The organism is Actinoplanes sp. NPDC026670 (genome assembly GCF_040638175.1).
Lineage (GTDB): Bacteria > Actinomycetota > Actinomycetes > Mycobacteriales > Micromonosporaceae > Actinoplanes.
The window spans coordinates 119,083-138,907 of record NZ_JBEZXU010000017.1; the positions used below are offsets into that span (position 1 = coordinate 119,083).

The following is a 19,825-nucleotide window of genomic DNA, read 5'->3' on the forward strand; positions in this document are numbered from 1 at the left end:
ATGGGCTGCATGTCCGCTCCTGCATCCACGCTCGAGGACGCCATCCAGGCCGCTCTGGCGACCGTGGACGACCCCGAGATCCGCCGCCCGATCACCGACCTCGGCATGGTCTCGGGCTTCACCGTGAGCGACGGCCTGGTCAAGGTCGATCTGCTGCTCACCGTCGCCGGCTGCCCGCTGCGGGACAAGCTGAACAACGACATCACCGCCGCCGTCACGAAGATCCCCGGCATCGACCGGGTCGAGATCAACTTCGGCGTGATGACCGAGGAACAGCGCAAGGCGCTGCAAACCACCCTGCGGGGCGGCGGCGCGTCCGCCGAGCCGGTCATCCCCTTCGCCCAGCCCGGTTCTCGGACCAGGGTGTATGCGGTGGCCAGCGGCAAGGGCGGCGTCGGCAAGTCGAGCGTCACCGTGAACCTGGCCGCGGCGCTCGCCAAGCGGGGCCTGTCGGTCGGCGTGATCGACGCGGACATCTACGGCCACTCGGTGCCGCGGATGCTCGGTGTCGAGGGCAAGCCGACCCGCGTCGAGGAAATGATCATGCCGCCGCAGTCGCACGGCGTGAAGGTGATCTCGATCGGCATGTTCACCGCAGGCAATGCCGCGGTGGTCTGGCGTGGCCCGATGCTGCACCGGGCGCTCCAGCAGTTCCTCGCCGACGTCTACTGGGGCGACCTGGACGTGCTGCTGCTCGACCTGCCGCCGGGCACCGGTGACGTGGCCATCTCGCTGGCCCAGCTCCTGCCGAACGCGGAGATCCTGGTCGTCACCACCCCGCAGATGGCCGCGGCCGAGGTGGCCGAGCGGGCCGGCGCGATCGCCCTGCAGACCCATCAGCGCCTGGTCGGTGTGGTGGAGAACATGTCGTGGCTGGAGCTGCCGGACGGTTCGCGCATGGAGGTCTTCGGCGCGGGCGGCGGTGAGACGGTGGCCGACTCGCTGTCCAAGACGATCGGTGCCCGGGTCCCGTTGCTGGGTCAGGTCCCGCTGGACACCCGGGTGCGTGAGGCCGGCGACGGCGGCACCCCGATCGTGCTGGCCGACCCGGAGGCCCCGGCCGCCAAGGCCCTCGACGGTGTCGCCGACAAGCTGGCGGTCCGGCGGGAGTCCCTGGTCGGCAAGCCGCTGGGCCTGATGGTCAACGCCCGTAAACCCTAGGTGGCGTCGAGGTCGTAACGCTGCGCCGGTCGGGGAGCCTCAGCGGCTTTCTCGGCCGGCGCGCTGCCTTTGCGGATGTCGACGGCCGACGCGACGTCGTTCAGCTCGGACTTGACCCCGTTGAGGTCCTGCTTCACGTCGTCGAAGAGGTTCTGCAGGGGCTTGCGCAGCGCCTGCTCGTCCTCCTCGCTGAGCAGGTGCTTCCGGATGAACGCCTTCGGGTGCAGGTCTTCCAGCTGGATGTCGGTGCCGAGCTCCCGGCTCAGGTCGGCGGTCGCCCCCTGAGCCATGTTGCGCAGCCCGCGAAGCATCTTCAGCCCGTCGCCGAGCACCTTGGGCAGACGCTCACCGAAGATCAGCAGCGCGAGCATGAGCAGTGCGCCGATCTCCCACCAGTTCAGATTCTCGAACACGTCCGGCCTCCCAGGCTTTCCCGCGCCAAGACTACGCACGCTCCCTGTGTGAACGCAGCCCGCCCGGACCCCTCAGTTGGTGTCCGCGGCGAGGGTCACCGACGTCGACGTGATCTTGCTGCCACGCCGGTACTCGACGGCGACGACCGAGCCCGGAGCGTATTTCCGCACCATGGCGATCAGGCCGACACCGTCCTCCAACGGGTGCCCGTCGAGCTTGGTGATCACGTCACCGGCTTTCAGACCGGCTCCGGCGGCGGGACCGGCCGGCTGGACCGACTGGAGGCGGGCGCCGACCGCGGACTCCCCGGTCATCACCTCGGCGCCGATCACGGTGCGCCGGGCCTTGCCGGTGTCGATGATGTCCTCGGCGATCCGCTTGGCCTGGTTGATCGGGATGGCGAAGGCGAGACCGATGTTGCCCGCCTCGGCGGTGGTGCCGCCCACCGAGCGGATCACCGAGTTGACGCCGATGACCCGGCCCGCGCCGTCGACCAGCGGGCCACCCGAGTTGCCCTGGTTGACCGCGGCGTCGGTCTGGATGGCCGCGTAGTAGCGCCGGGTGCCGGACTCCTCGCCGGCCTGAATGGTCCGGTCCAGGGCGCTCACGATGCCCTGGGTCACGGTGTTCACCAGCGCCAGCGGTGAACCGAAAGCGAGCACCGGGTCACCGACCGCGATCTCGTCGGAGTTTCCGAGCGCCACCGGGATGAGGCCCTCTTTTGCGACTTTGATCACTGCGACGTCGGACTCCGGGTCACGCCCGACGAGCGTGGCGGCGGCCGTGGAACCGTCGTGGAAAGAGACCGACATGGTGTCGTCGGCGCCCTCGACCACGTGGTCGTTGGTGATCACGTAGCCCTCGGTGGAGACCACGAAGCCGGACCCGATCGCCCCGCTGACCCGGACCGTGACGACGCTCGGCTGGACCCGCTCGACCACTCCGCCGTTCGACTCGGGGGCCCGCTGGGCCGACTCCGGGACGCTCTGCCCGGACGCGCCGAGATCGGTGTGACCGCCCTGGACGTAACCGCCCTTGACCGCGAAGAGAAAGCCGAGCGTGCCGCCCACACCGCCCGCAAGCAGGGCGGTGACCAGGCACATCACCAGAATCGGGCCGAACGGGCGACGTGGCTCGTCGGGGTTGGGCGGGCTCTCCAGCGGGGGGCCGCCGCCTGGCGGCGGGGGCGGCAGAAGCACCGCCGACGGAGCGTACGGGTCACGCCACGGATCGGCCTGTCCACCCGACCACCAGGGCGACGGCTGCTGCGGCTCGCCGGGCGCCGGGTGCGCAGAGGACGTCGGTGGCCGGCTCCAGTTCCAGCCGTCGGTCACGTCGGTGCCTCCACTCCGCTAGCCCGGCTCCGCGCATCCAGGATGACACGGATTCACCGGTTCACACCTTGCCACGGGTCGGCACCTGCGCCGAGGTGGGTTGTTTATCCATCGACGGCGCGGTGCATCACCGGAGAACATCGCTCTACTCTCTTATCCGATGTGCGCGGTTCCGCCGCGGGCATCCATTGCCCGTACGGAGGTCGTCATCATCGGTCCTGCTCGTTCATTCGGTCAGCCGGCGGCTCAGTCAATGCCGTTCGCCGAGACCTTCGCCACCGAGGACCCGGTCCTGCAGACCGCGCGTGCTCTCGCGCACGAGCTCGGCCTGCCCTGTGTCTCCCCGGGGGCCGGCTCCGTGCTGAGCCTGCTGGCCGCCGCCGGGCGCGCCAAGGCCGTCGTCGAGATCGGCACCGGCACCGGCGTGAGCGGCATCTGGCTGCTGCGCGGCATGCGCCCGGACGGGGTCCTCACCACCATCGACGTCGAGCACGAGCACCAGCGGATCGCCCGGCGGATCTTCCAGGAGGCGGGGTATGCGCCCTCGCGTACCCGGATCATCAGCGGCCGTGCCCTGAACGTGCTGCCCCGGCTCTCCGACGGCGCCTACGACCTGATCTTCGTGGACGCCGACACCACCGAGTTCGCCGCCTGCACCGAGGCCGCCCTGCGCCTGCTCCGGCCGGGCGGGGTGCTGATCGTGAACGGGGCGCACGCCAACGGCCGGATCAGCGACCCGGCCGCCCGTGACGTGGACACCCTCACCGTCCGGGCGACGGTGAAGGCGATCCGTGAGTCCGAGGACTGGATCCCCGCGGTGATCTCGTCAGGCGCCGGCCTGCTGACCGCCGTCAAGCGCTGACAGATAGTTGAGCAACGTCCGGGCGCCCCAGCCGGTGGCGCCCTTGGTCAGCTCCAGGTCGTGCTCCTCGGCCCAGCTCGGGGCGGACATGTCCAGGTGGGCCCAGCGGACGTCACCGAAGAAGTCGCGCAGGAACAGGGCGGCCATCACCGAACCCGGCCCGCCCGGCGCGCTGACCCGGTCGGCGATGTCGCTGCGCAGGTTCTCCAGGTAGTCGTCGGAGAGCGGGAGCCGCCACATCTGCTCGCCGGCCTCGGCGCCGGCTGTGGCCAGCGCCGCGGCGAGCGCGTCGTCCGGACTGAACAGGGCGGCTGTGCGCTTGCCGAGGGCGACCGAGTTGGCCCCGGTCAGGGTGGCCAGGTTGATCACCAGATCGGGGTGCAGCACGTCGGCCGAGTAGCCGAGCGCGTCGGCCAGCACGATCCGGCCCTCCGCGTCGGAGTTCGTGTTCTCACTGGTCGAGCCGTCGTAGTGGGTGATCACGTCACCGGGGCGGAAGGCGGAGCCACTCACCGCGTTCTCGGCCAGCGGGGTCAGTGTGGTCACCCGTACCGGAAGATTCAGGTCGGCGGCGCCGAGCGTCGCGGCGATGACCGCGGCCGCACCGCCCATGTCCTTCTTCATCAGTTTCATGCCGTCGCGCGGCTTGATCGAGATGCCGCCGGTGTCGAACGTGATGCCCTTGCCGACCAGGACCACATGGGTGGTGGCGCCGGGCGGGTTCCAGGACATCTCGACGAAGCGGGGCGGTGACACCGAGCCGCCGCCGACCGCCAGCAGGCCGCCGAACCGGGCCAGTTCCGCACCGGCGCGCACGGTCACGGTCAGCCCCGGGCGTGTCGCGGCCTCGGCGACGACCTGGCCGGCGAGCCACTCCGGGTTCTTCACCGACGACGGGGTGTTGGTCAGGTCCCGGGCGAGCCAGGCGGCCCGCGCCGCGACCCGGGCCCGGGTGAGGCTCTCCGCGTGGGGCGTGCCGTGGATCCGCACCTCGCGGGTGCGGGGTTGCCGGGGCGCGTCGCGATACCGGTACCCGCCCAGCCACAGACCCTCGGCCAGGCCGCGCACCGCCTCGGCGGTGGTGCCGGCGGGCAGGTGGATCTCGAGATCCTCGTCGTCCGCGGTCTCCCGGATCGCGGCGGCGCCGGCGGCACGCCAGTCCGCCTCGGCGCCGTCGCCGATCCCGGCGAGCAGCACCCGGGCCGGGCTCCGCAGCGGGCGCGGGAACACCGTGATCCGGCCCCGGGCACCGGCGCCCTCGGTCGCGGTGACCAGCGCGGACATCTCGTCGTCCAGCTCGGGACCGACCGGGACGACCCGGGTGGACGTGCCTGGCACGTCCGTCAATCGGATGTCGAACACGGGAGGATGACCTTTCCGTAAGACGTGGAAAGCCCGCCGGTACGGGCGGTACCGTACCGGCGGGCTCGCGTGAAACGTCAGCCGGCGATCGACTTCAACGCGTCACCCAGCGCGTTGGCCTCGTCCGGAGTCATCTCAACGACGAGACGGCCACCACCTTCCAGCGGGACGCGCATGACGATGCCACGACCCTCCTTGGTGACCTCCAGCGGACCATCGCCCGTCCGCGGCTTCATCGCCGCCATCTTGTCTCCCCTCAGACCTACGTCAGGGTCGGTGGGTTGCCCCACAGCCACTTGCTCCTGGAATGCCAGCAGCCTCGTCACGTGCTCAGCCCCACGTGACGCGGTGCTCGTTTCCGACCGGCGGCCCGCTCAGGCTGTTTCACGTCTTCACGCGTTGCAGCCCACCGTGCCGATCAAACATTTTCCCTGATGAACACCGGCGAACCCAAACCCAGCCCGGGCGGATGTGACAGCGTCTAGCATATCGTCTTTCGGGCTGTCACAATGTGCGGTCATGCAGGCGCGGTCCGCACTCTTCGACCTGTACGGCGACTACCTGCGCGCTCGCGGTTCCCGAGCCCCGGTCGCGGCCCTCGTGAGGCTGCTGGCCCCGCTCGACATCGCGGCTCCGGCGGTCCGTACCGCTGTGTCGCGAATGGTGCGACAGGGATGGCTGCATCCGCTACGCCTGGCCTCCGGACCGGGATATCTGCTCACCCCCAAGGCCGCCCGCCGGCTGGACGAGGCCGCCGCCCGGGTGTACCGGACCGGTCGCGGCGGATGGGACGGCCGCTTCGACATGATCCTGCTCCACCAGCCGGTGGCACGGCAGGACGCGCTGCGTCTCACCTATCTGGGCTACGGACCGCTCAGCGATCAGGTATGGGTCGCCCCTCGCGCGTCAGAGGAGATCGAGGCGGTGCTCAGCGAGGCCGAGGCCGGGTACGAACGGTTCAGCGCCAGCCACACGTCAGGATCGGACATCGTGAGCCGGGCCTGGGACCTGAAACGGATCGGGCAGTCGTACGAGGATTTCGTCGAGACGCTGCGCCCGGTCATGAAGGCGGTCACTCCACGTAGCACCGACGAGGAGGCGTACGCCGCCCGGTTCCGGCTGGTCCACGCGTGGCGCTCGTTCCTCTTCCAGGACCCGCAGCTCCCCACGGCGCTGCTGCCGACGGGCTGGCCGGGGGTGAAGGCCGCGCTCTTCTTCGACAAGCACGCCACCCGGCTGCGCCCGGCCGCCGACCGGCACGTGGAACGTTGCCTGCAATCGGCCACTCGTGGTGGACGTGTGGGATTCTCGGATGTATGACCGACGCGCTGCTCGTCGACCGCACTGACGCGGTCGTCACCCTGACCCTGAACCGCCCCGAGGCGATGAACTCGTTCACCGTCGACCTCAAGGAAGCGCTGCGGGACACGCTCGCCCAACTGGAGAGCGACAGGTCGTGCCGGGCGGTCGTGCTGACCGGCGCCGGCGGCAACTTCTGCGGCGGCCAGGACCTCAAGGAGCACGCGACGCTGCTGGCGGCCGGCTCCACCGATCTGAACACGGTGCAGGCGCACTACAACCCGATCGCGCAGCGGCTGGCCAGCATGCCGAAACCGGTGATCGCCGCGGTCCGCGGGATGGCCGCCGGGGCCGGCGCGTCGCTGTCGCTGCTCGCCGACTTCCGGATCGGCGGCCCGAAGACCAGCTTCCTGATGGCCTTCGCGAACGTGGGCCTGGCCGGCGACAGCGGCATCTCCTGGTCGCTGCCGCGGATCGTGGGCCACGCCCGCGCGGTCGAGCTGCTGCTGCTGGCCCGGCCGGTGAAGGCGGACGAGGCGTCCCGCATCGGCATGCTCACCGAGCTGCTGGAGGACGACGAGCAGGTGCTGCCGCGGGCGCAGGAGCTGGCCGCCCGGCTGGCCGCGGGCCCGACGATCGCCTACGGCGCGATCAAACGGGAGCTGTCCATCGGTGACGCCGGCACGCTCTCCGACGCCCTGGCGGCCGAGGCGCAGGCCCAGGCGATCTGCGGCGCGACCGCGGACCACTCGGCCGCGGTCAACGCCTTCCTGAACAAGCAGAAGCCCGAATACCAGGGCCGCTGACGATTACTCGTCCTCGTCTTCTTCCTCGGGGTCCTGGTTCGCCTCGGCCCCGAGGACGAAGGCCTGCATGGCCAGCTCGTCACCGGACGGCCAGACGTAGGTGGGCAGCTCGGCCGGGCCCAGCTCCAGCACGTGCGACCAGAACTGGCGCACCGCCTCCGCCGGGTTCGCCGCCTCGATCGGCATCGCCACGCTGACCAGCCACGGTTTCTTGTCGGCGGGCGGGCCGAGGCGCCGGGCATACCGCTGGAAGGTCTCCTCGTCGATGGCACCGGCCGTGCCCTCAAACGGGATCGCCTCGTCGAAGGCGCGTCGCAGGTACCACAACGCGAGCTCGTCGTCCGATTTCTCCACTCGGGTCAGGGCCACGACCTGCTCCTCGGCGACCAGCAGCACCTCGTCACCGACCTCGGCGGAGTCGACGGCGGGCACCGTCACCGCGTCGTGCTGGAACAACCGTTCGGTCGCCCACTGCCCTTCCGGAATGATCACCACGAACTGAGCCATGGTGTCATCTCATCACGGGCACCCAGCAGTCCGTCAGGTGGTCGTCGACCATGCCGGTGGCCTGCATCAACGCGTACGCCGTGGTGGGTCCGACGAATTTGAAGCCCTGTTTCTTGAGCGCCTTGGCCATCGCGGTGGACTCGGGCGTGACCGCCGGGATGTCGGCACGGGTCTTCGGCCGATCCCGGCGCGCCGGCGCGAACGACCAGAGCAGCGCGGTCAGGTCCAGCCCGGCCGCCACCCGGGCGTTGTTCAGTGCCGCGTCGACTTTCATCCGGTTGCGGACGATGCCCGGGTCGGCCATCAGGCGGGTGGCGTCGGCCTCGGTGAACTCGGCGACTCTCTCGATCGAGAACCCGGCGAACGCGGCCCGGAACGCCGGCCGCTTGCGCAGGATGGTGATCCACGACAGGCCGGACTGGAACGCCTCCAGGGTGAGCCGCTCGAACAACGCGTCGTCACCGCGGACCGGCTTGCCCCACTCGTCGTCGTGGTAGGGCGCGTAGTCGGGTGTGCTGCCGCCCCAGAAGCAGCGGGGACGGCCGTCGGCGCCGATCACGATGCCGGTGTCGGTGTCGGTCACGGGAGGCGGCCCTGCTCGACGAGGCGGGCGAACCGCTTGAGAGCGCCGGTGAAACCCAGCTTCGACCCGGGCCACAGGACCGGCCAGGCGATCTTGCCGACCGCGCCGGCCGGCAGCTGGAACCACTCGTGCAGGACCACCTGGGTACGGTCGCCGGACATCGCGGTGCAGCGCATCGCCCCCGGGCCCTTGAGCACCTTGCCGCAGTGCACGACGCGTACCTCGTACGGTGCGTTGACCTTGACCACCCGCAGCTCGTCGCGGAGGGTGGCCGGACCGAGCGCGGTGACCGCCTCGACCAGACTGCCCTCGCCGCCGTCGCCCTCGACCACCCGGACCCGGGTGAACGGGATCCAGTCGGACTGTTTCTCCCAGTCCATGAACGCGGAGAAGACCTTGGGCGCGGGCGCGTTGACGATCACCGTGGCGGTGAACTCACCTGGGCCCGCCTCCGAGTCGTTGCTCATCTCTTCTCCACCGGCTCCTGGACCTGGTCGTCCTCGACGGACGGCTCCATCGGGATGACCGGCGGCTCCGGAACCGGCGGGACGGCGGCGGTCGGGGCGAGCGCCGCTTCGCGGGCCTTGCGCAGCGCGTCGGCGTCGTCGATCCGGCCCTCGCGCAGCGCGGCGACCTCGGCCTCGAGCACGCCGATCAGCTCGCCCTTGTAGCCGATGTCGTACGCCGCCCGCTGGAGGGCCTGGTCGACCTGAGCCATCCGGTAGCCCCGCCAGACCGTGTCGAACCTGGTCCGGGAGATGTCCTCCTCGCCGAGGGGACGGTCACCGGGCAGCGGGACCGCACGACCGTCGGGCTCGACCGGGGTCAGGCCGGGGTCGCCCCCGCTCAGCAACACGGTCACGCCGAAGACGATCGTCGCGACGACCAGAGCCACGACGATGAAGAGCAGAAGCTGACCCATGCGCACGATGTTGACATACCGGCGGCTTCGCCGCCCGATCGGCTCCGCCGCCTAAAAGCATCGACGCCTCCGGGGGCTGACTGCTGCCCCGCCCAGACAGGTGCTTCGCACGCCTAGGCGGTCCAGCGAAGGATCTTCTTGCGCCAGGCGTAGACGATCCCGAGCGCGAGCACCGCGACGAAGATGCCCATCTCCGCGATGGACAGGCCGCCGAAACCGGGACGATCGAAGATCACCGCCCACGGGAAGAGAAAAACCGCCTCTACCGCGAAAAGCACATAAAGGTACGCGTAGACGTAATACCGGATCTGCGCCTGTGCCCAGTCGCCGCCGACCGGATCGATGCCGCTCTCGTAGGAGATCCGCTTGCCCGCCGGTTCCGCCGGACGGCCCGGCCGGAGCAGCCGGTTCGCACCGAACGCGGCAACGAACAGCAGGACACCGGCGGCCAGGACGAGACCGAGAACCGCATACGAGCCCAGATATCCCTCCACGATCGTGCAGCCTACCGAAGAGCACTAGCTCGCTGTGGTGCCTGATAGCTACTGTGGGCAACGGTCCGCGGCCCCTTCGTAAGGAGCGGCGACGTAGTGTGGAAGTGACGATCAGCGGGCTGGCTCATCGACACTCGTGACGCAGCCGACCGCGCCTTATGGAGGTTGAATCGTGGCCGCTCCCGAGAAGCCAGTCGAGAAGCGAGTCGAACAGCTGGACCGGGTGGTCATCCGATTCGCCGGCGACTCCGGTGACGGCATGCAGCTCACCGGAGACCGGTTCACGTCGGAGACCGCCCAGCTCGGCAACGACATCTCGACACTTCCGAACTTCCCGGCGGAGATCCGCGCACCAGCCGGGACCCTGCCCGGGGTCTCCAGCTTTCAGGTGCACTTCGCCGACTACGACATCCTGACCCCCGGCGACGCGCCGAACGTGCTCGTGGCGATGAACCCGGCCGCGCTCAAGGCGAACGTGGCCGACCTGCCCGCCGGGGCCGACATCATCGTCAACACCGACGAGTTCACCCGCCGCAACCTGACCAAGGTCGGTTACGCCGCCAGTCCGCTCGAGGACGGCTCGCTCGACGAGTTCGCGGTGCACCCGGTGGCCCTCACCTCCCTGACCCTAGGCGCGCTGGCCGAGAGCGGCGTCTCGAAGAAGGACGGCGAGCGGGCCAAGAACATGTTCGCGCTGGGGCTGCTCAGCTGGATGTACTCGCGGCCGTACGAGTCGACGCTGCGGTTCCTGGAACGCAAGTTCGCCAAGCGGCCCGACCTGGTCGCGGCGAACAAGGCGGCGTTCCGGGCCGGGTGGAACTACGGCGAGACCACCGAGGCGTTCTCGGTGCGCTACGAGATCAAACCGGCGAAGATGCTGCCCGGCACCTACCGCAACATCACCGGCAACCAGGCGCTCGCGCTCGGGCTGGTGGCGGCCGCGGTCCGGTCGAAGCTGCCGGTGTTCCTCGGCGCCTACCCGATCACCCCGGCCTCCGACATCCTGCACGAGCTCTCCAAACACAAGCGGTTCGGCATCACCACGATGCAGGCCGAGGACGAGATCGCGGCGATCGGGGCGGCTCTCGGGGCGGCGTACGGCGGGGCGCTCGGGGTCACCACCACCTCCGGCCCCGGCGTGGCGCTCAAGGGCGAGACCATCTCGCTCGCCATCGCCCTGGAACTGCCGCTGGTGGTCGTCGACGTGCAACGGGCCGGGCCGTCGACAGGCATGCCGACCAAGACCGAGCAGGCCGACCTCAACATGGCGCTGTTCGGCCGGCACGGTGAGGCCCCGCTCGCGGTGATCGCGCCCAAGTCGCCGTCCGACTGTTTCCACGCGGCGCTGGAAGCGGCCCGGATCGCGCTGACCTACCGCACCCCGGTGATCCTGCTGTCCGACAACTACGTGGCCAACGGGTCGGAGCCGTGGCTGCTGCCGGCCGTCGACGAGCTGCCCGACCTCCAGGTCCCGTTCGCCACGGCGCCCAACACCGAGGACGGGCGCTTCCTGCCGTACCTCCGCGATCCGGAGACGATGGCGCGGCCATGGGCCGTGCCCGGGACGCCGGGCCTGGAGCACCGCATCGGAGGTCTGGAGAAGGCCGACAAGACCGGTGACATCTCCTACGACCCGGCGAACCACGAGTTCATGGTCCGCACCCGGCAGGCCCGCATCGACGCCATCCCGGTGCCGGATGTGGATGTCGAGGACCCGTCCGAGGCGGCGAGTGTGCTGGTGCTCGGCTGGGGTTCGACCTACGGGCCGATCGGCGCGGCCTGCCGTGCGCTGCGCCAGCGCGGGCTCACCATCGCGCAGGCGCACCTGCGGCACCTGTCGCCGCTGCCGGCCAACCTCGGCGAGGTCCTGGCCGGATACGACAAGGTCGTCGTCCCGGAGATGAATCTCGGTCAGCTGGCCGCCGTGATCCGGTCGAGGTACCTGGTCGACGCGGTTCCGTTCAACCAGATCAGCGGCCTGCCGTTCACCGCCGCGACGCTGGAGAGCATGCTGGAGGACGTGGTCAAGAATGGCTGACACACATGGGGCTCCGCCCCCCGTGATCCCCCCGAAGGCAGCGAGCCGGCAAGCCGGCGCAGTTCTTCTGGACGCCCCTCGCAAGCTCGGGGCGAAGGACTTCAAGTCCGATCAGGAGGTCCGCTGGTGCCCCGGCTGCGGTGACTACTCGATCCTCGCCGCCATGCAGCGGTTCATGCCCGAGCTGGGCATCCCGCGCGAGAAGATCGTCTTCGTCTCCGGCATCGGCTGCTCGTCCCGGTTCCCGTACTACATGAACACGTACGGGATGCACTCGATCCACGGCCGGGCCCCGGCCATCGCGACCGGGCTGTCCACCTCCCGCCCCGACCTGAACGTCTGGGTGGTGACCGGTGACGGCGACGCCCTGTCGATCGGCGGCAACCACCTGATCCACGCCCTGCGGCGCAACGTGAACCTGAAGATCCTGCTGTTCAACAACCGGATCTACGGCCTCACCAAGGGCCAGTACTCGCCCACCTCGGAGATCGGCAAGATCACCAAGTCGACGCCGACCGGCTCGGCGGACACCCCGTTCAACCCGCTCTCGCTGGCGCTGGGCGCCGAGGCCACCTTCGTGGCGCGGACCATCGACTCGGACGCCAAGCACCTCCAGTCGGTGCTGCGGGCCGCCGCCGAGCACCAGGGCTCGGCGTTCGTCGAGATCTACCAGAACTGCAACATCTTCAACGACGGCGCCTTCGACCTGATCAAGGACGCCGACACCCGGGACGCCCACCTGATCCGGCTCGAACAGGGCGAACCGATCACCGTCGGCAACCTCAACGTGGTGCACCCGGAGGGCAGCTTCGGCCTGAAGGTGCAGGAGGGCGGCACGCCGATCGTCCACGACGCGACCGTGGACGACCCGGCGTACGCGTTCGCGCTCAGCCGGCTCTCCGGCTCGGACCTGAACACCACCCCGATCGGGATCTTCCGCAGCGTGCGGCGGCCGTCCTACGACGAGATCGTCCGCAAGCAGGTGCTCGACGCGCAGGCGCAGGCCACCGGAACCCCCGAGGAGATGCTCGGTGATCTCCTCGGCAGCGGTGACACCTGGACCATCCTCTAAACGCTGACCCCGCTGGGCACGGTCTCGTCGTCGCGGATGTAGACGAGCAGGTCGCCGGTCTCGATCGTGACGGCCTGCTCGCCACCGAGCGGCAGCACCTTGCCCCGGCGGATCAGCGCCACCACCAGGGTCATCAACTCCCGGGGATTGCGGCCCACCTCGGCCCGCTCGGCCGACCGCATCGCCAGCGCCATGCCCTGGCCCGGGGTCAGCAGGTCCTCCACCACGTCGATCAGCGGCGGCGCGGTCGTGGTCAGGCCCAGCAGGCGGCCGGCCGTCGACGACGACACGATCACGTGGTGGGCGCCGCTCTGCTTCAGCAGGGCCGCGTTCTCCTGCTCGCGGACCGCTGCGATGATCCGCACCTGGCCGGCCGTCAACTGGCGCACGGTCAACGTGATCAGGACCGACGCCTCGTCCCGGTCGGTGGCGATGATGACCGACTTGGCGTTCTTCACATCCGCCTCGTTCAGCACCGACGACCTGGTGGCGTCACCCTCGATCACCACGAATCCGCTGGCCGCGGCCTGGCGTACGCCCGCTTCCCGATTCTCCACGATGACGATCCGGGACTTGTCGTATCCGGTCTCCAGCAGCGCGGCGACCGCGGCCCGGCCCTTCGTGCCGTAACCGCAGATGATCACGTGGTCCTTCAACTTACGCCTCCACCGGCTGACCCGAAGGCCCTTGCGGTACTGGTCGGTCAACACCTCAAGTGTGGTGCCGACCAGGATGATCAGGAAGAGGACCCGGGCCGGGGTGATGAACAGGACGTTCACCAGACGGGCCGCCTGGGTCGACGGCGTGATGTCGCCGTAGCCGGTGGTGGAGAGCGAGACGACCGCGTAGTAGAAGCAGTCGAGCAGGGTCAGGCCGTCCTCGTTGACGTCCCGATAACCGTCCCGGTCGATGTAGATCACCGTGACCGCGAGCAGCACCAGGGAAGTCGCCATCAGCAACCGGAGCCCGAGAGCTTTCAGCGGTCCCTGCCGGACCAGAGGTAGATGAATCATGGAACCGCCCGCACGCGATCACCTTAACGGTCAAGCTGAAGGACGTATCCCAGGACATCACATCAGTCACCGGCCGCGCGTCGGAGGTCCCACATGCCCCACATGGCGGTAACCGCGGCCCTCGTCGCCGCGCTGCTCCCGGCCTTGCCCGCGACCGCCGCCTCTTCGGCGAGTCGCGACGAGATCCTGGCCGGCTGGACCCAGCCGACCGCGGAGAGCACCGCCGCGTGGCTCGCCGCCCGCCGGGATCAGGCCCGCTGGGACGCCTACCGTTTCGACTGGTCCAGCGACGTGTGCTCGCGGGCGCCGGACGTCCCGGCCGGATTCGACTTCGGCGACGCCTGCCGGCACCACGATTTCGGCTACCGCAACTACCGGGCCGATCTCGCCCGCCACAAGGACCGCCTGGACGAGGTCTTCCGGGCCGATCTGCGCCGCGTCTGCGACCGGCGGCACATGCTCGCGCAGCCATTCTGCAACGGCATCGCGTTCACCTACTACGAGTCGGTCCGGTTCCTGCCAAGACCATGATCATTCGGTACGCGCTCCGCCGCCCACAACCGCAGACCCGGCCGTACCGCCTGTGCCCCGCGACGACCGAAGCCGGTCCCGGCCGCCAGCGCGACCGCCGGGCTGATCCGGTGGCTCAAAACCGCCGGCCGTCGCTCACCGCGGTAATCACCGCCCGAAAAGCCACGTCAGCGACGGCTCACGGGTCCGGTCACCGCCAGCCGTCGCTCACCGCGGAAATCACCGCCCGATAACCCGCGTCAGCGACGGCTGGCGGGTCTGGTCACCGGACTATCTGGGCGAAACGGGCGGCGCCGTTCTCCAGGTCGGGGTGTTCCACGGCCAGGGCCATGGCGACTATCCGGTCGAAGCCGATGCCCGCGCCGTCGGCGTAGGCCACGTCGAAGGCGGCATCACCGAGCGCGGCCCGCAGTGACGCCTGCTGGGCCGACCAGAACGCGCCGAACGACTCGGTCCGGCGGGCGCCCCGGGCCGCCTCCGCGCCACCGAACAGCACGGCCGCGGTAGCCGGATCGCCGCCCAGCACGCAGCGGACCGCGATCGCCGCCACCGCGTCGGCGGCCGCGCCGCGGAAACCGTGCCGCAGCCGGGACCGCAACGCCACCACCAGGTGATCGTGGGCGGCCACCAGGTCACCGCGACGCAACGCGACCATGCCGAGCAGCCAGTCGACGGCCCGGCGGCCCCGGTCCTCGGGGCGGGCGGTCTCCAGCTGGCGGGCGGCGCCGAGCAGTTCGGCCGCCTCGGTCAGCGCGTCCCGGCGCCAGAGCAACTCGGCCAGGGTCAGTACGGCCGGGAACGCGGTGTTCGGGACGCCGGCCCGATCGGCCCGGGCGATCACCGCACGACAGTCCTGCTCGGCGGCACCCGGATCGTCCCCGGCCACGGCCAGACGGGCGACCTCGAGCTGGACCGCGAACGCCGGCTCGTCAGCGCCGCCCGGCGCCGTCACCGTGCTCTCGGCGAGGTCCAGGTAGTGCTCCTGCTCGGCGCGTTCGGTGCTGAGACCGGCATGCATCAGATAGGCCGCGGCCAGATCCGGCGGCGGGATGTCGGCGGGCAGGCGGCGGTAGAGAGTGTCGAGCAGTTCCCGCCCGTCACGGGTGTCGTCGTGCTCACGCCACCACGGGTCGAGGACCGCGGCCAGCCGCAGCCCGGCCGCCACGTCACCGGATTCGGCGGCCCAGCGCAACGCGGCCTGCCACTCGTCCACGTACGGCCCGAACTCGGTGAGCGACAGCGTGCGGACCTGGTCGTCGGGGTCGGTGGTGACCCGGTCCAGGGTGTGCAGCGACCAGGTGAGGTGCCGGTCCCGGGCGGCCGGTTCGTCGCCGGTGGTGGAGAGCCGGCGCAGCGCGTACGCGCGGACCTGCTCGGACAGCCGGTAGCGGGGGCCGGGCAGCACCTCGACCAGCGACTTGTCGGCGAGTTCGGAGAGGGCGCTGAGGGCTTCCGGGTCGTACCACTCGACGGTTTCCAGGTCGACCGGGCCGGCGAAGACGGCCAGCCGGCGCAGCAGTTCGGCCGCGCGGCTGCCGAGCGTGCGGTAGGACCAGGCCAGGTTGTTGGCCAGGCTGGCGTGCCGGCCGTCGCCGGCGGCGTCGTTGTCGAGCGCGCCGAGCGGGTCGTCGAGCCGCCGGGCCAGCTGTTCCGCCGGAAGCAGCCGCAGCCGGGCCGCGGCCAGCTGGATCGCCAGTGGCGAGCCCTCCAGGCGGGCGGCGAGCCGGGCCAGCTGCGGGTCGCCATCGTCCGGCCGGCCGCCCTGCGCGGCCGCCGCCCGGTCCCGGAGCAGGGCGAACGCGTCGGCCGGCACGAGCGGCGGGATCCGCCACACGGTCTCCCCGGCGAGCGCGAGCGGCGCCCGGCCGGTCGCCACCACATCCAGGCGGCGGCAGCGGCTGAGCAGCCGGTGCACCATCGTGGTGGTCAGCACCGGCGCGGCGTCACACGTCTGGAGCACCACCAGCATGCGACGCTCGGCGCACTCCTCGACCAGCGTGTCGATCACCGGACGGCCCGGCTCGGGACGCAGGCCGAGGGCCGCGGCCAGGGCGGTGGGCAGGCCTTTCGCCGCGCCTGCGGCATCAATCGTCCAAACACCGCCCGGGTACGCGGGAAGCAACTGCTCGGCCACGGCATGAGTGAGGCGGGTCTTGCCGGATCCACCGGGACCGACGACCGTGACGAGGCGGTGGTGGCTGATCAGCCCGGCCAGCTCGGTCAGCTCGGTACGGCGGCCGACGAACGGGCTGTGCTCGGCCGGGAGGTTGTGCCGGGGCGCCTCCGCGGTCCGCGGCCGGGGGAAGTCCCGTTCCAGGCCGGGCGCCATCACCTGGAACAGCCGCTCGTCGTCGTCGAAGCCGCGCAGCCGGTACGCGCCCAGGTCGAGCAGGTCCACGGTGGCCAGCGTGGCGGCGGCCGCGGCCCCGGTCGAACCGCCGGTGGTGGCGGCGTACGTGGCGGTCACCGCGAGAGCCGTCGCCTCCGAGCAGAGCACCTGGCCACCGTGGGCAGCGGCGGACACCCGCGCGGCCCGGTGGACTTCGGCGCTCGCGTACTCCTGACCGATCGGAACCGCCCGGCCGGTGTGCAGCCCCATCCGGACCAAGGGCACCGCGTCGGCGCGCGGCCAGTCGTGAGCGGACAGTCGGCGCTGCGCCTCGACACATGCCGCGACCGCCGCGTCAGCGTTCGAGAAAGCCACGAAAAAGGAGTCACCCTCGGTGAGGAGCTCGACACCAGAAAAGTCGTCGAATACTCCGCGTAGCACTGCTCGATGCGCTCCGAGAACACTCCGGTACGCGTCACCGAGCATCCGGGCAAGTCGCGTCGAGCCCTCGATGTCGGTGAACATAAAGGTCACCAGGCCACTGGGTAGCTCGATCCGTCCCGACACGGTGGAACCTCCGCCCCCTTTGGGAAGTCGCGAAACATGCTGCCGTATCTCTGCGTTACCGCCCATCGTAGAAACGGACGGTAATCGTTTGCCCGCCAAAGCCGACCCCTTACGGAGGACATCCTGATCGCGGCATCGACCGGAGGCATACGGGACTACGCGTCTCGTAACGAAAGAGATCGAACGCGGAAACGCTGTGCACGGCCAAAACCGCGGAGGCGGAAGGGTGTACCCGTATGGGGCAATGAATCGCCACCGGGAGCAAGGAGAAGGTCACCGGCCGAAGTCGACAGCCGCGCGGCCGGACCGGGGGGGAACCGCGCGGCGCGAAGCCGATCAGCAGCCGCAGCCCCCGCCGCAACAGCCGCCCCCGCCACCGCCGGACGGACCGGGTGTGGCCGCGCCGCCACGACCGGTGACGGCGACTGTGGACAGCAGTTTGACGGTGTCGGCGTGCCCCTGCGGGCAGTCCGCCGGGTCGCCGGCCGCACGCATCGGACGGCTGACTTCGAACGTGGCGCCACATGCGCGGCACCGGAACTCATAACGCGGCATCCGACCAGCGTAGGGCCCATCCGGTAGGGCGTGCACAGCGAGTTCGGCGAGGAGTTGCCGGACCGTTGCCGAGGCGTTGTCCACAGGCGGCCGGCGTACCTCCCGAGAGTGGTTTCCGGCGGGTAGGGTCGACCCGTGGTGGAGGCGTCGAACAACCCAGCAGAGCGGCCGGAGCTGCGATCCGCGGCGCCTCATCAGCGTGGGCCGCTGGCTAGTTCCGGCGCGGCCCCGGCCGACAACCCACCGGCCGACACCGCGCCCGCCGAGGCCGCCCCCGCAGTCGACGCCGACGCCGCTCCCGCTGACGCCTCCGCCGTCGACGCCGCTGCCGCTGACACCGCTCCCGCCGCCGCGCCCGCCGCGCCCGCCGTCGACGCCGCTGCCACTGACACCGCTCCCGCCTTCGACGCCGCTCCCGCTGACGCCGCTCCCGCCGCCGCTGACGCCCCGTCGCCGCAGGCTGCCGCGAAATCTGACGCCCCGACACCGCAGGTCGCCGCGAAGTCTGACGCCGAGACGTCGGCCGGAGCCACGCCCGCGCTCTCCGACCCGCCGGCCGGACCGAGCGACACCGGAATGTCGGCCGCGGACACAACGGACTACAGCGAGCCTTTCGGCGAGGAGGAGGCCGAAGCCGCCCGAGCCGAGAGCGCCAGGACCGCTGAGGCCGCGAAACAGGCCGGCCCGAAGCCGGGCGACGCTGACCCGGCCGGGACGAAGCCGGGCGATGCCAAGCCTGCCGAGGCGAAGCCGGGCGACGCGGATCCGGGTTCCGAGGCCAAGGCCACCGGAGTCGCGAAGCCCGGCGCGGAAGCCAAGCCGACGGGCGACACGAAGCCAGGCGAAGCAGCCAAGCCGACGGGCGACGCGAAACCGGGCGAAGCAGCCAAATCGGCGGGCGACACCAAACCGGGCGACGACACCAAACCGGCGGGCGACGCGAAACCGGCTGCCGGGAAGGCGCGGCGGCGGTTCCGGCCACTGCACGCCACCGGGCGGGCCGCCCGCGGGACCTACCGATGGACCAGAGGGCCGGCCGGCCGGGTCGTGGTGCCCGGCGTACTGGTGACGGCGTCCGTCGTGCTGGCCGTGTGGCTCGGCGCCTATATGGTGCCGCAGGCGCTCGAGGCGGCCCCCGCACCGAGCGCCACTCCGACGTTCGGCGCGGATCCGCAGGGCTCGGCGCCACCGGCGGTGTGGGAGTCGGCCGGAAACCAGCCGGGGCTGCCGGGCACCGGCACGTTGCCGAGCAATCCGGTTCCGGGTGCCACCACCGGCCTGCCGGGTGTGCTGCCCACTCAGCCGGCGGTGAACGCGGCCCGGCCCGCGGACGCGCTGGCCGCCTGGGCCGAGCAGACCGGCACCCGGGTCGGTATCCCGGTGGTGGCGGTGCAGGCCTACGGCTACGCCGAACTGGTGCTCGCGCAGACCAACCCGGGCTGCCGTCTGGACTGGACCACGCTCGCCGCGATCGGCAAGGTCGAGTCGTCGCACGGCAGCTTCAACGGCGCGGTGCTGGGTGCGGACGGAGTGGCGCAGCCGACGATCCTCGGGTTGCCGCTCGACGGCCAGGGCGGCCGGCAACTGATCGCCGACACCGACCGGGGCGCGCTTGACGGCGACACCGCGTTCGACCGGGCGATCGGGCCGATGCAGTTCATCCCGTCGACCTGGAAGGAGACGGCGGTCGACGCCGACCGGGATGGCGTGGCCAATCCGAACGACATCGACGACGCGGCGCTGACCGCGGCGACATACCTGTGCAAGGGCAGCCGCGACCTGTCCAAGCCCGACGCCTGGTGGGACGCGATCCTGTCGTACAACGCGGTTCGGCCGTACGCGCAGAAGGTGTTCGCGACCGCAGACGACTACGGCAAGCGCAGCAAGCTCTGACCGCACCGGCCGTCGAGGCATCGGTGATCATAGCGACGCTGTGTGAGCGCCGCGTACTTTTGCGTGGTCAGCACTTCCCTGAA

At 70.7% G+C, this 19,825-nt stretch carries 20 protein-coding genes; 8 read left to right on the forward strand and 12 right to left on the reverse strand.

Translation table 11 applies throughout. The features are described 5' to 3' along the window. Positions 1–9: 9 nt before the first annotated feature. On the forward strand, positions 10–1,161 hold the full coding sequence (locus AB0E94_RS18735) for an Mrp/NBP35 family ATP-binding protein (protein WP_360327622.1): 1,152 nt from the start codon (positions 10–12) through the stop codon (positions 1,159–1,161). Here AB0E94_RS18735 and AB0E94_RS18740 read toward each other — a convergent pair. Both AB0E94_RS18740 and AB0E94_RS18745 read right to left on the reverse strand, forming a co-directional pair. Next, complete coding sequence (locus tag AB0E94_RS18740; RefSeq protein ID WP_360327624.1) at positions 1,158–1,574, reverse strand: preprotein translocase subunit TatB; 417 nt, start codon at positions 1,572–1,574, stop codon at positions 1,158–1,160. The two genes, AB0E94_RS18735 and AB0E94_RS18740, sit on opposite strands and share 4 nt — an antisense overlap. A gap of 72 nt (positions 1,575–1,646) precedes the next feature. Continuing rightward, positions 1,647–2,909 (reverse strand): trypsin-like peptidase domain-containing protein, encoded by a 1,263-nt coding sequence (locus AB0E94_RS18745; protein ID WP_360327626.1) that lies wholly within the window; start codon positions 2,907–2,909, stop codon positions 1,647–1,649. Between the two features lie 253 nt (positions 2,910–3,162). Here AB0E94_RS18745 and AB0E94_RS18750 point away from each other — a divergent pair, with 253 nt between their 5' ends. Then, a complete protein-coding gene (locus tag AB0E94_RS18750; RefSeq protein WP_360327628.1) occupies positions 3,163–3,771 on the forward strand; it encodes an O-methyltransferase in 609 nt (202 codons plus the stop codon). On the opposite strand, the gene AB0E94_RS18755 is transcribed toward AB0E94_RS18750, so the two are convergent. Further along, the gene (locus tag AB0E94_RS18755; protein ID WP_360327630.1) at positions 3,736–5,133 is read right to left on the reverse strand and encodes a leucyl aminopeptidase family protein; all 1,398 of its coding nucleotides are present in this window, start codon (positions 5,131–5,133) and stop codon (positions 3,736–3,738) included. The two genes, AB0E94_RS18750 and AB0E94_RS18755, sit on opposite strands and share 36 nt — an antisense overlap. 77 nt (positions 5,134–5,210) lie before the next feature. Next, positions 5,211–5,378 (reverse strand): DUF3117 domain-containing protein, encoded by a 168-nt coding sequence (locus tag AB0E94_RS18760; RefSeq protein ID WP_014447667.1) that lies wholly within the window; start codon positions 5,376–5,378, stop codon positions 5,211–5,213. A 274-nt stretch (positions 5,379–5,652) separates the two neighbouring features. On the opposite strand from AB0E94_RS18760, the gene AB0E94_RS18765 reads away from it, so the two are divergent. Together AB0E94_RS18765 and AB0E94_RS18770 are read left to right on the forward strand one after the other, a co-directional pair. Beyond that, complete coding sequence (locus AB0E94_RS18765; protein ID WP_360327632.1) at positions 5,653–6,453, forward strand: PaaX family transcriptional regulator C-terminal domain-containing protein; 801 nt, start codon at positions 5,653–5,655, stop codon at positions 6,451–6,453. Continuing rightward, positions 6,450–7,238: an enoyl-CoA hydratase-related protein gene (locus AB0E94_RS18770; protein WP_360327635.1), complete on the forward strand. Its 789-nt coding sequence runs from the start codon at positions 6,450–6,452 to the stop codon at positions 7,236–7,238. Before AB0E94_RS18765 ends, AB0E94_RS18770 begins: the two co-directional genes overlap by 4 nt. A gap of 3 nt (positions 7,239–7,241) precedes the next feature. On the opposite strand, the gene AB0E94_RS18775 is transcribed toward AB0E94_RS18770, so the two are convergent. The 5 genes from AB0E94_RS18775 to ndhC all read right to left on the reverse strand — a co-directional run bounded on the left by AB0E94_RS18775 (position 7,242) and on the right by ndhC (position 9,744). After that, a complete protein-coding gene (locus AB0E94_RS18775; RefSeq protein WP_360327637.1) occupies positions 7,242–7,745 on the reverse strand; it encodes a hypothetical protein in 504 nt (167 codons plus the stop codon). Positions 7,746–7,749: 4 nt separating this feature from the next. After that, on the reverse strand, positions 7,750–8,328 hold the full coding sequence (locus AB0E94_RS18780) for a DNA-3-methyladenine glycosylase I (RefSeq protein WP_360327640.1): 579 nt from the start codon (positions 8,326–8,328) through the stop codon (positions 7,750–7,752). Then, positions 8,325–8,795 (reverse strand): SRPBCC family protein, encoded by a 471-nt coding sequence (locus AB0E94_RS18785; RefSeq protein WP_317790004.1) that lies wholly within the window; start codon positions 8,793–8,795, stop codon positions 8,325–8,327. Before AB0E94_RS18785 ends, AB0E94_RS18780 begins: the two co-directional genes overlap by 4 nt. Next, a complete protein-coding gene (locus AB0E94_RS18790; RefSeq protein ID WP_360327643.1) occupies positions 8,792–9,250 on the reverse strand; it encodes a DivIVA domain-containing protein in 459 nt (152 codons plus the stop codon). The genes AB0E94_RS18785 and AB0E94_RS18790 overlap by 4 nt, the downstream gene beginning before the upstream one ends. A 113-nt stretch (positions 9,251–9,363) precedes the next feature. Further along, complete coding sequence (ndhC, locus tag AB0E94_RS18795; RefSeq protein WP_360327645.1) at positions 9,364–9,744, reverse strand: NADH-quinone oxidoreductase subunit A; 381 nt, start codon at positions 9,742–9,744, stop codon at positions 9,364–9,366. Between the two features lie 172 nt (positions 9,745–9,916). Between ndhC and AB0E94_RS18800 the strand changes: the two genes are divergently transcribed. Beyond that, a complete protein-coding gene (locus AB0E94_RS18800; protein WP_360327648.1) occupies positions 9,917–11,782 on the forward strand; it encodes a 2-oxoacid:acceptor oxidoreductase subunit alpha in 1,866 nt (621 codons plus the stop codon). A gap of 67 nt (positions 11,783–11,849) precedes the next feature. Further along, positions 11,850–12,854 carry a 2-oxoacid:ferredoxin oxidoreductase subunit beta gene (locus tag AB0E94_RS18805; RefSeq protein ID WP_360327782.1) on the forward strand — a complete coding sequence of 335 codons (1,005 nt, stop codon included), beginning with the start codon at positions 11,850–11,852 and terminating at the stop codon, positions 12,852–12,854. On the opposite strand, the gene AB0E94_RS18810 is transcribed toward AB0E94_RS18805, so the two are convergent. Then, entirely contained in the window at positions 12,851–13,867 is a 1,017-nt protein-coding gene (locus AB0E94_RS18810; RefSeq protein WP_360327650.1) for a potassium channel family protein, read from the reverse strand. The genes AB0E94_RS18805 and AB0E94_RS18810 overlap by 4 nt on opposite strands. Before the next feature lie 102 nt (positions 13,868–13,969). Here AB0E94_RS18810 and AB0E94_RS18815 point away from each other — a divergent pair, with 102 nt between their 5' ends. Continuing rightward, a complete protein-coding gene (locus AB0E94_RS18815; RefSeq protein WP_360327652.1) occupies positions 13,970–14,398 on the forward strand; it encodes a phospholipase in 429 nt (142 codons plus the stop codon). 262 nt (positions 14,399–14,660) lie between these two features. Here AB0E94_RS18815 and AB0E94_RS18820 read toward each other — a convergent pair whose 3' ends face one another. Continuing rightward, positions 14,661–17,294 (reverse strand): adenylate/guanylate cyclase domain-containing protein, encoded by a 2,634-nt coding sequence (locus AB0E94_RS18820; protein ID WP_360327654.1) that lies wholly within the window; start codon positions 17,292–17,294, stop codon positions 14,661–14,663. A 336-nt stretch (positions 17,295–17,630) separates the two neighbouring features. Next, positions 17,631–17,849, reverse strand: a complete 219-nt coding sequence (locus AB0E94_RS18825; RefSeq protein WP_360327657.1) for a zinc ribbon domain-containing protein — start codon at positions 17,847–17,849, stop codon at positions 17,631–17,633. Positions 17,850–17,984: 135 nt separating this feature from the next. Here AB0E94_RS18825 and AB0E94_RS18830 point away from each other — a divergent pair, with 135 nt between their 5' ends. Then, positions 17,985–19,742, forward strand: a complete 1,758-nt coding sequence (locus AB0E94_RS18830) for a lytic murein transglycosylase (protein ID WP_360327660.1) — start codon at positions 17,985–17,987, stop codon at positions 19,740–19,742. The last annotated feature ends 83 nt before the right edge of the window (positions 19,743–19,825 follow it).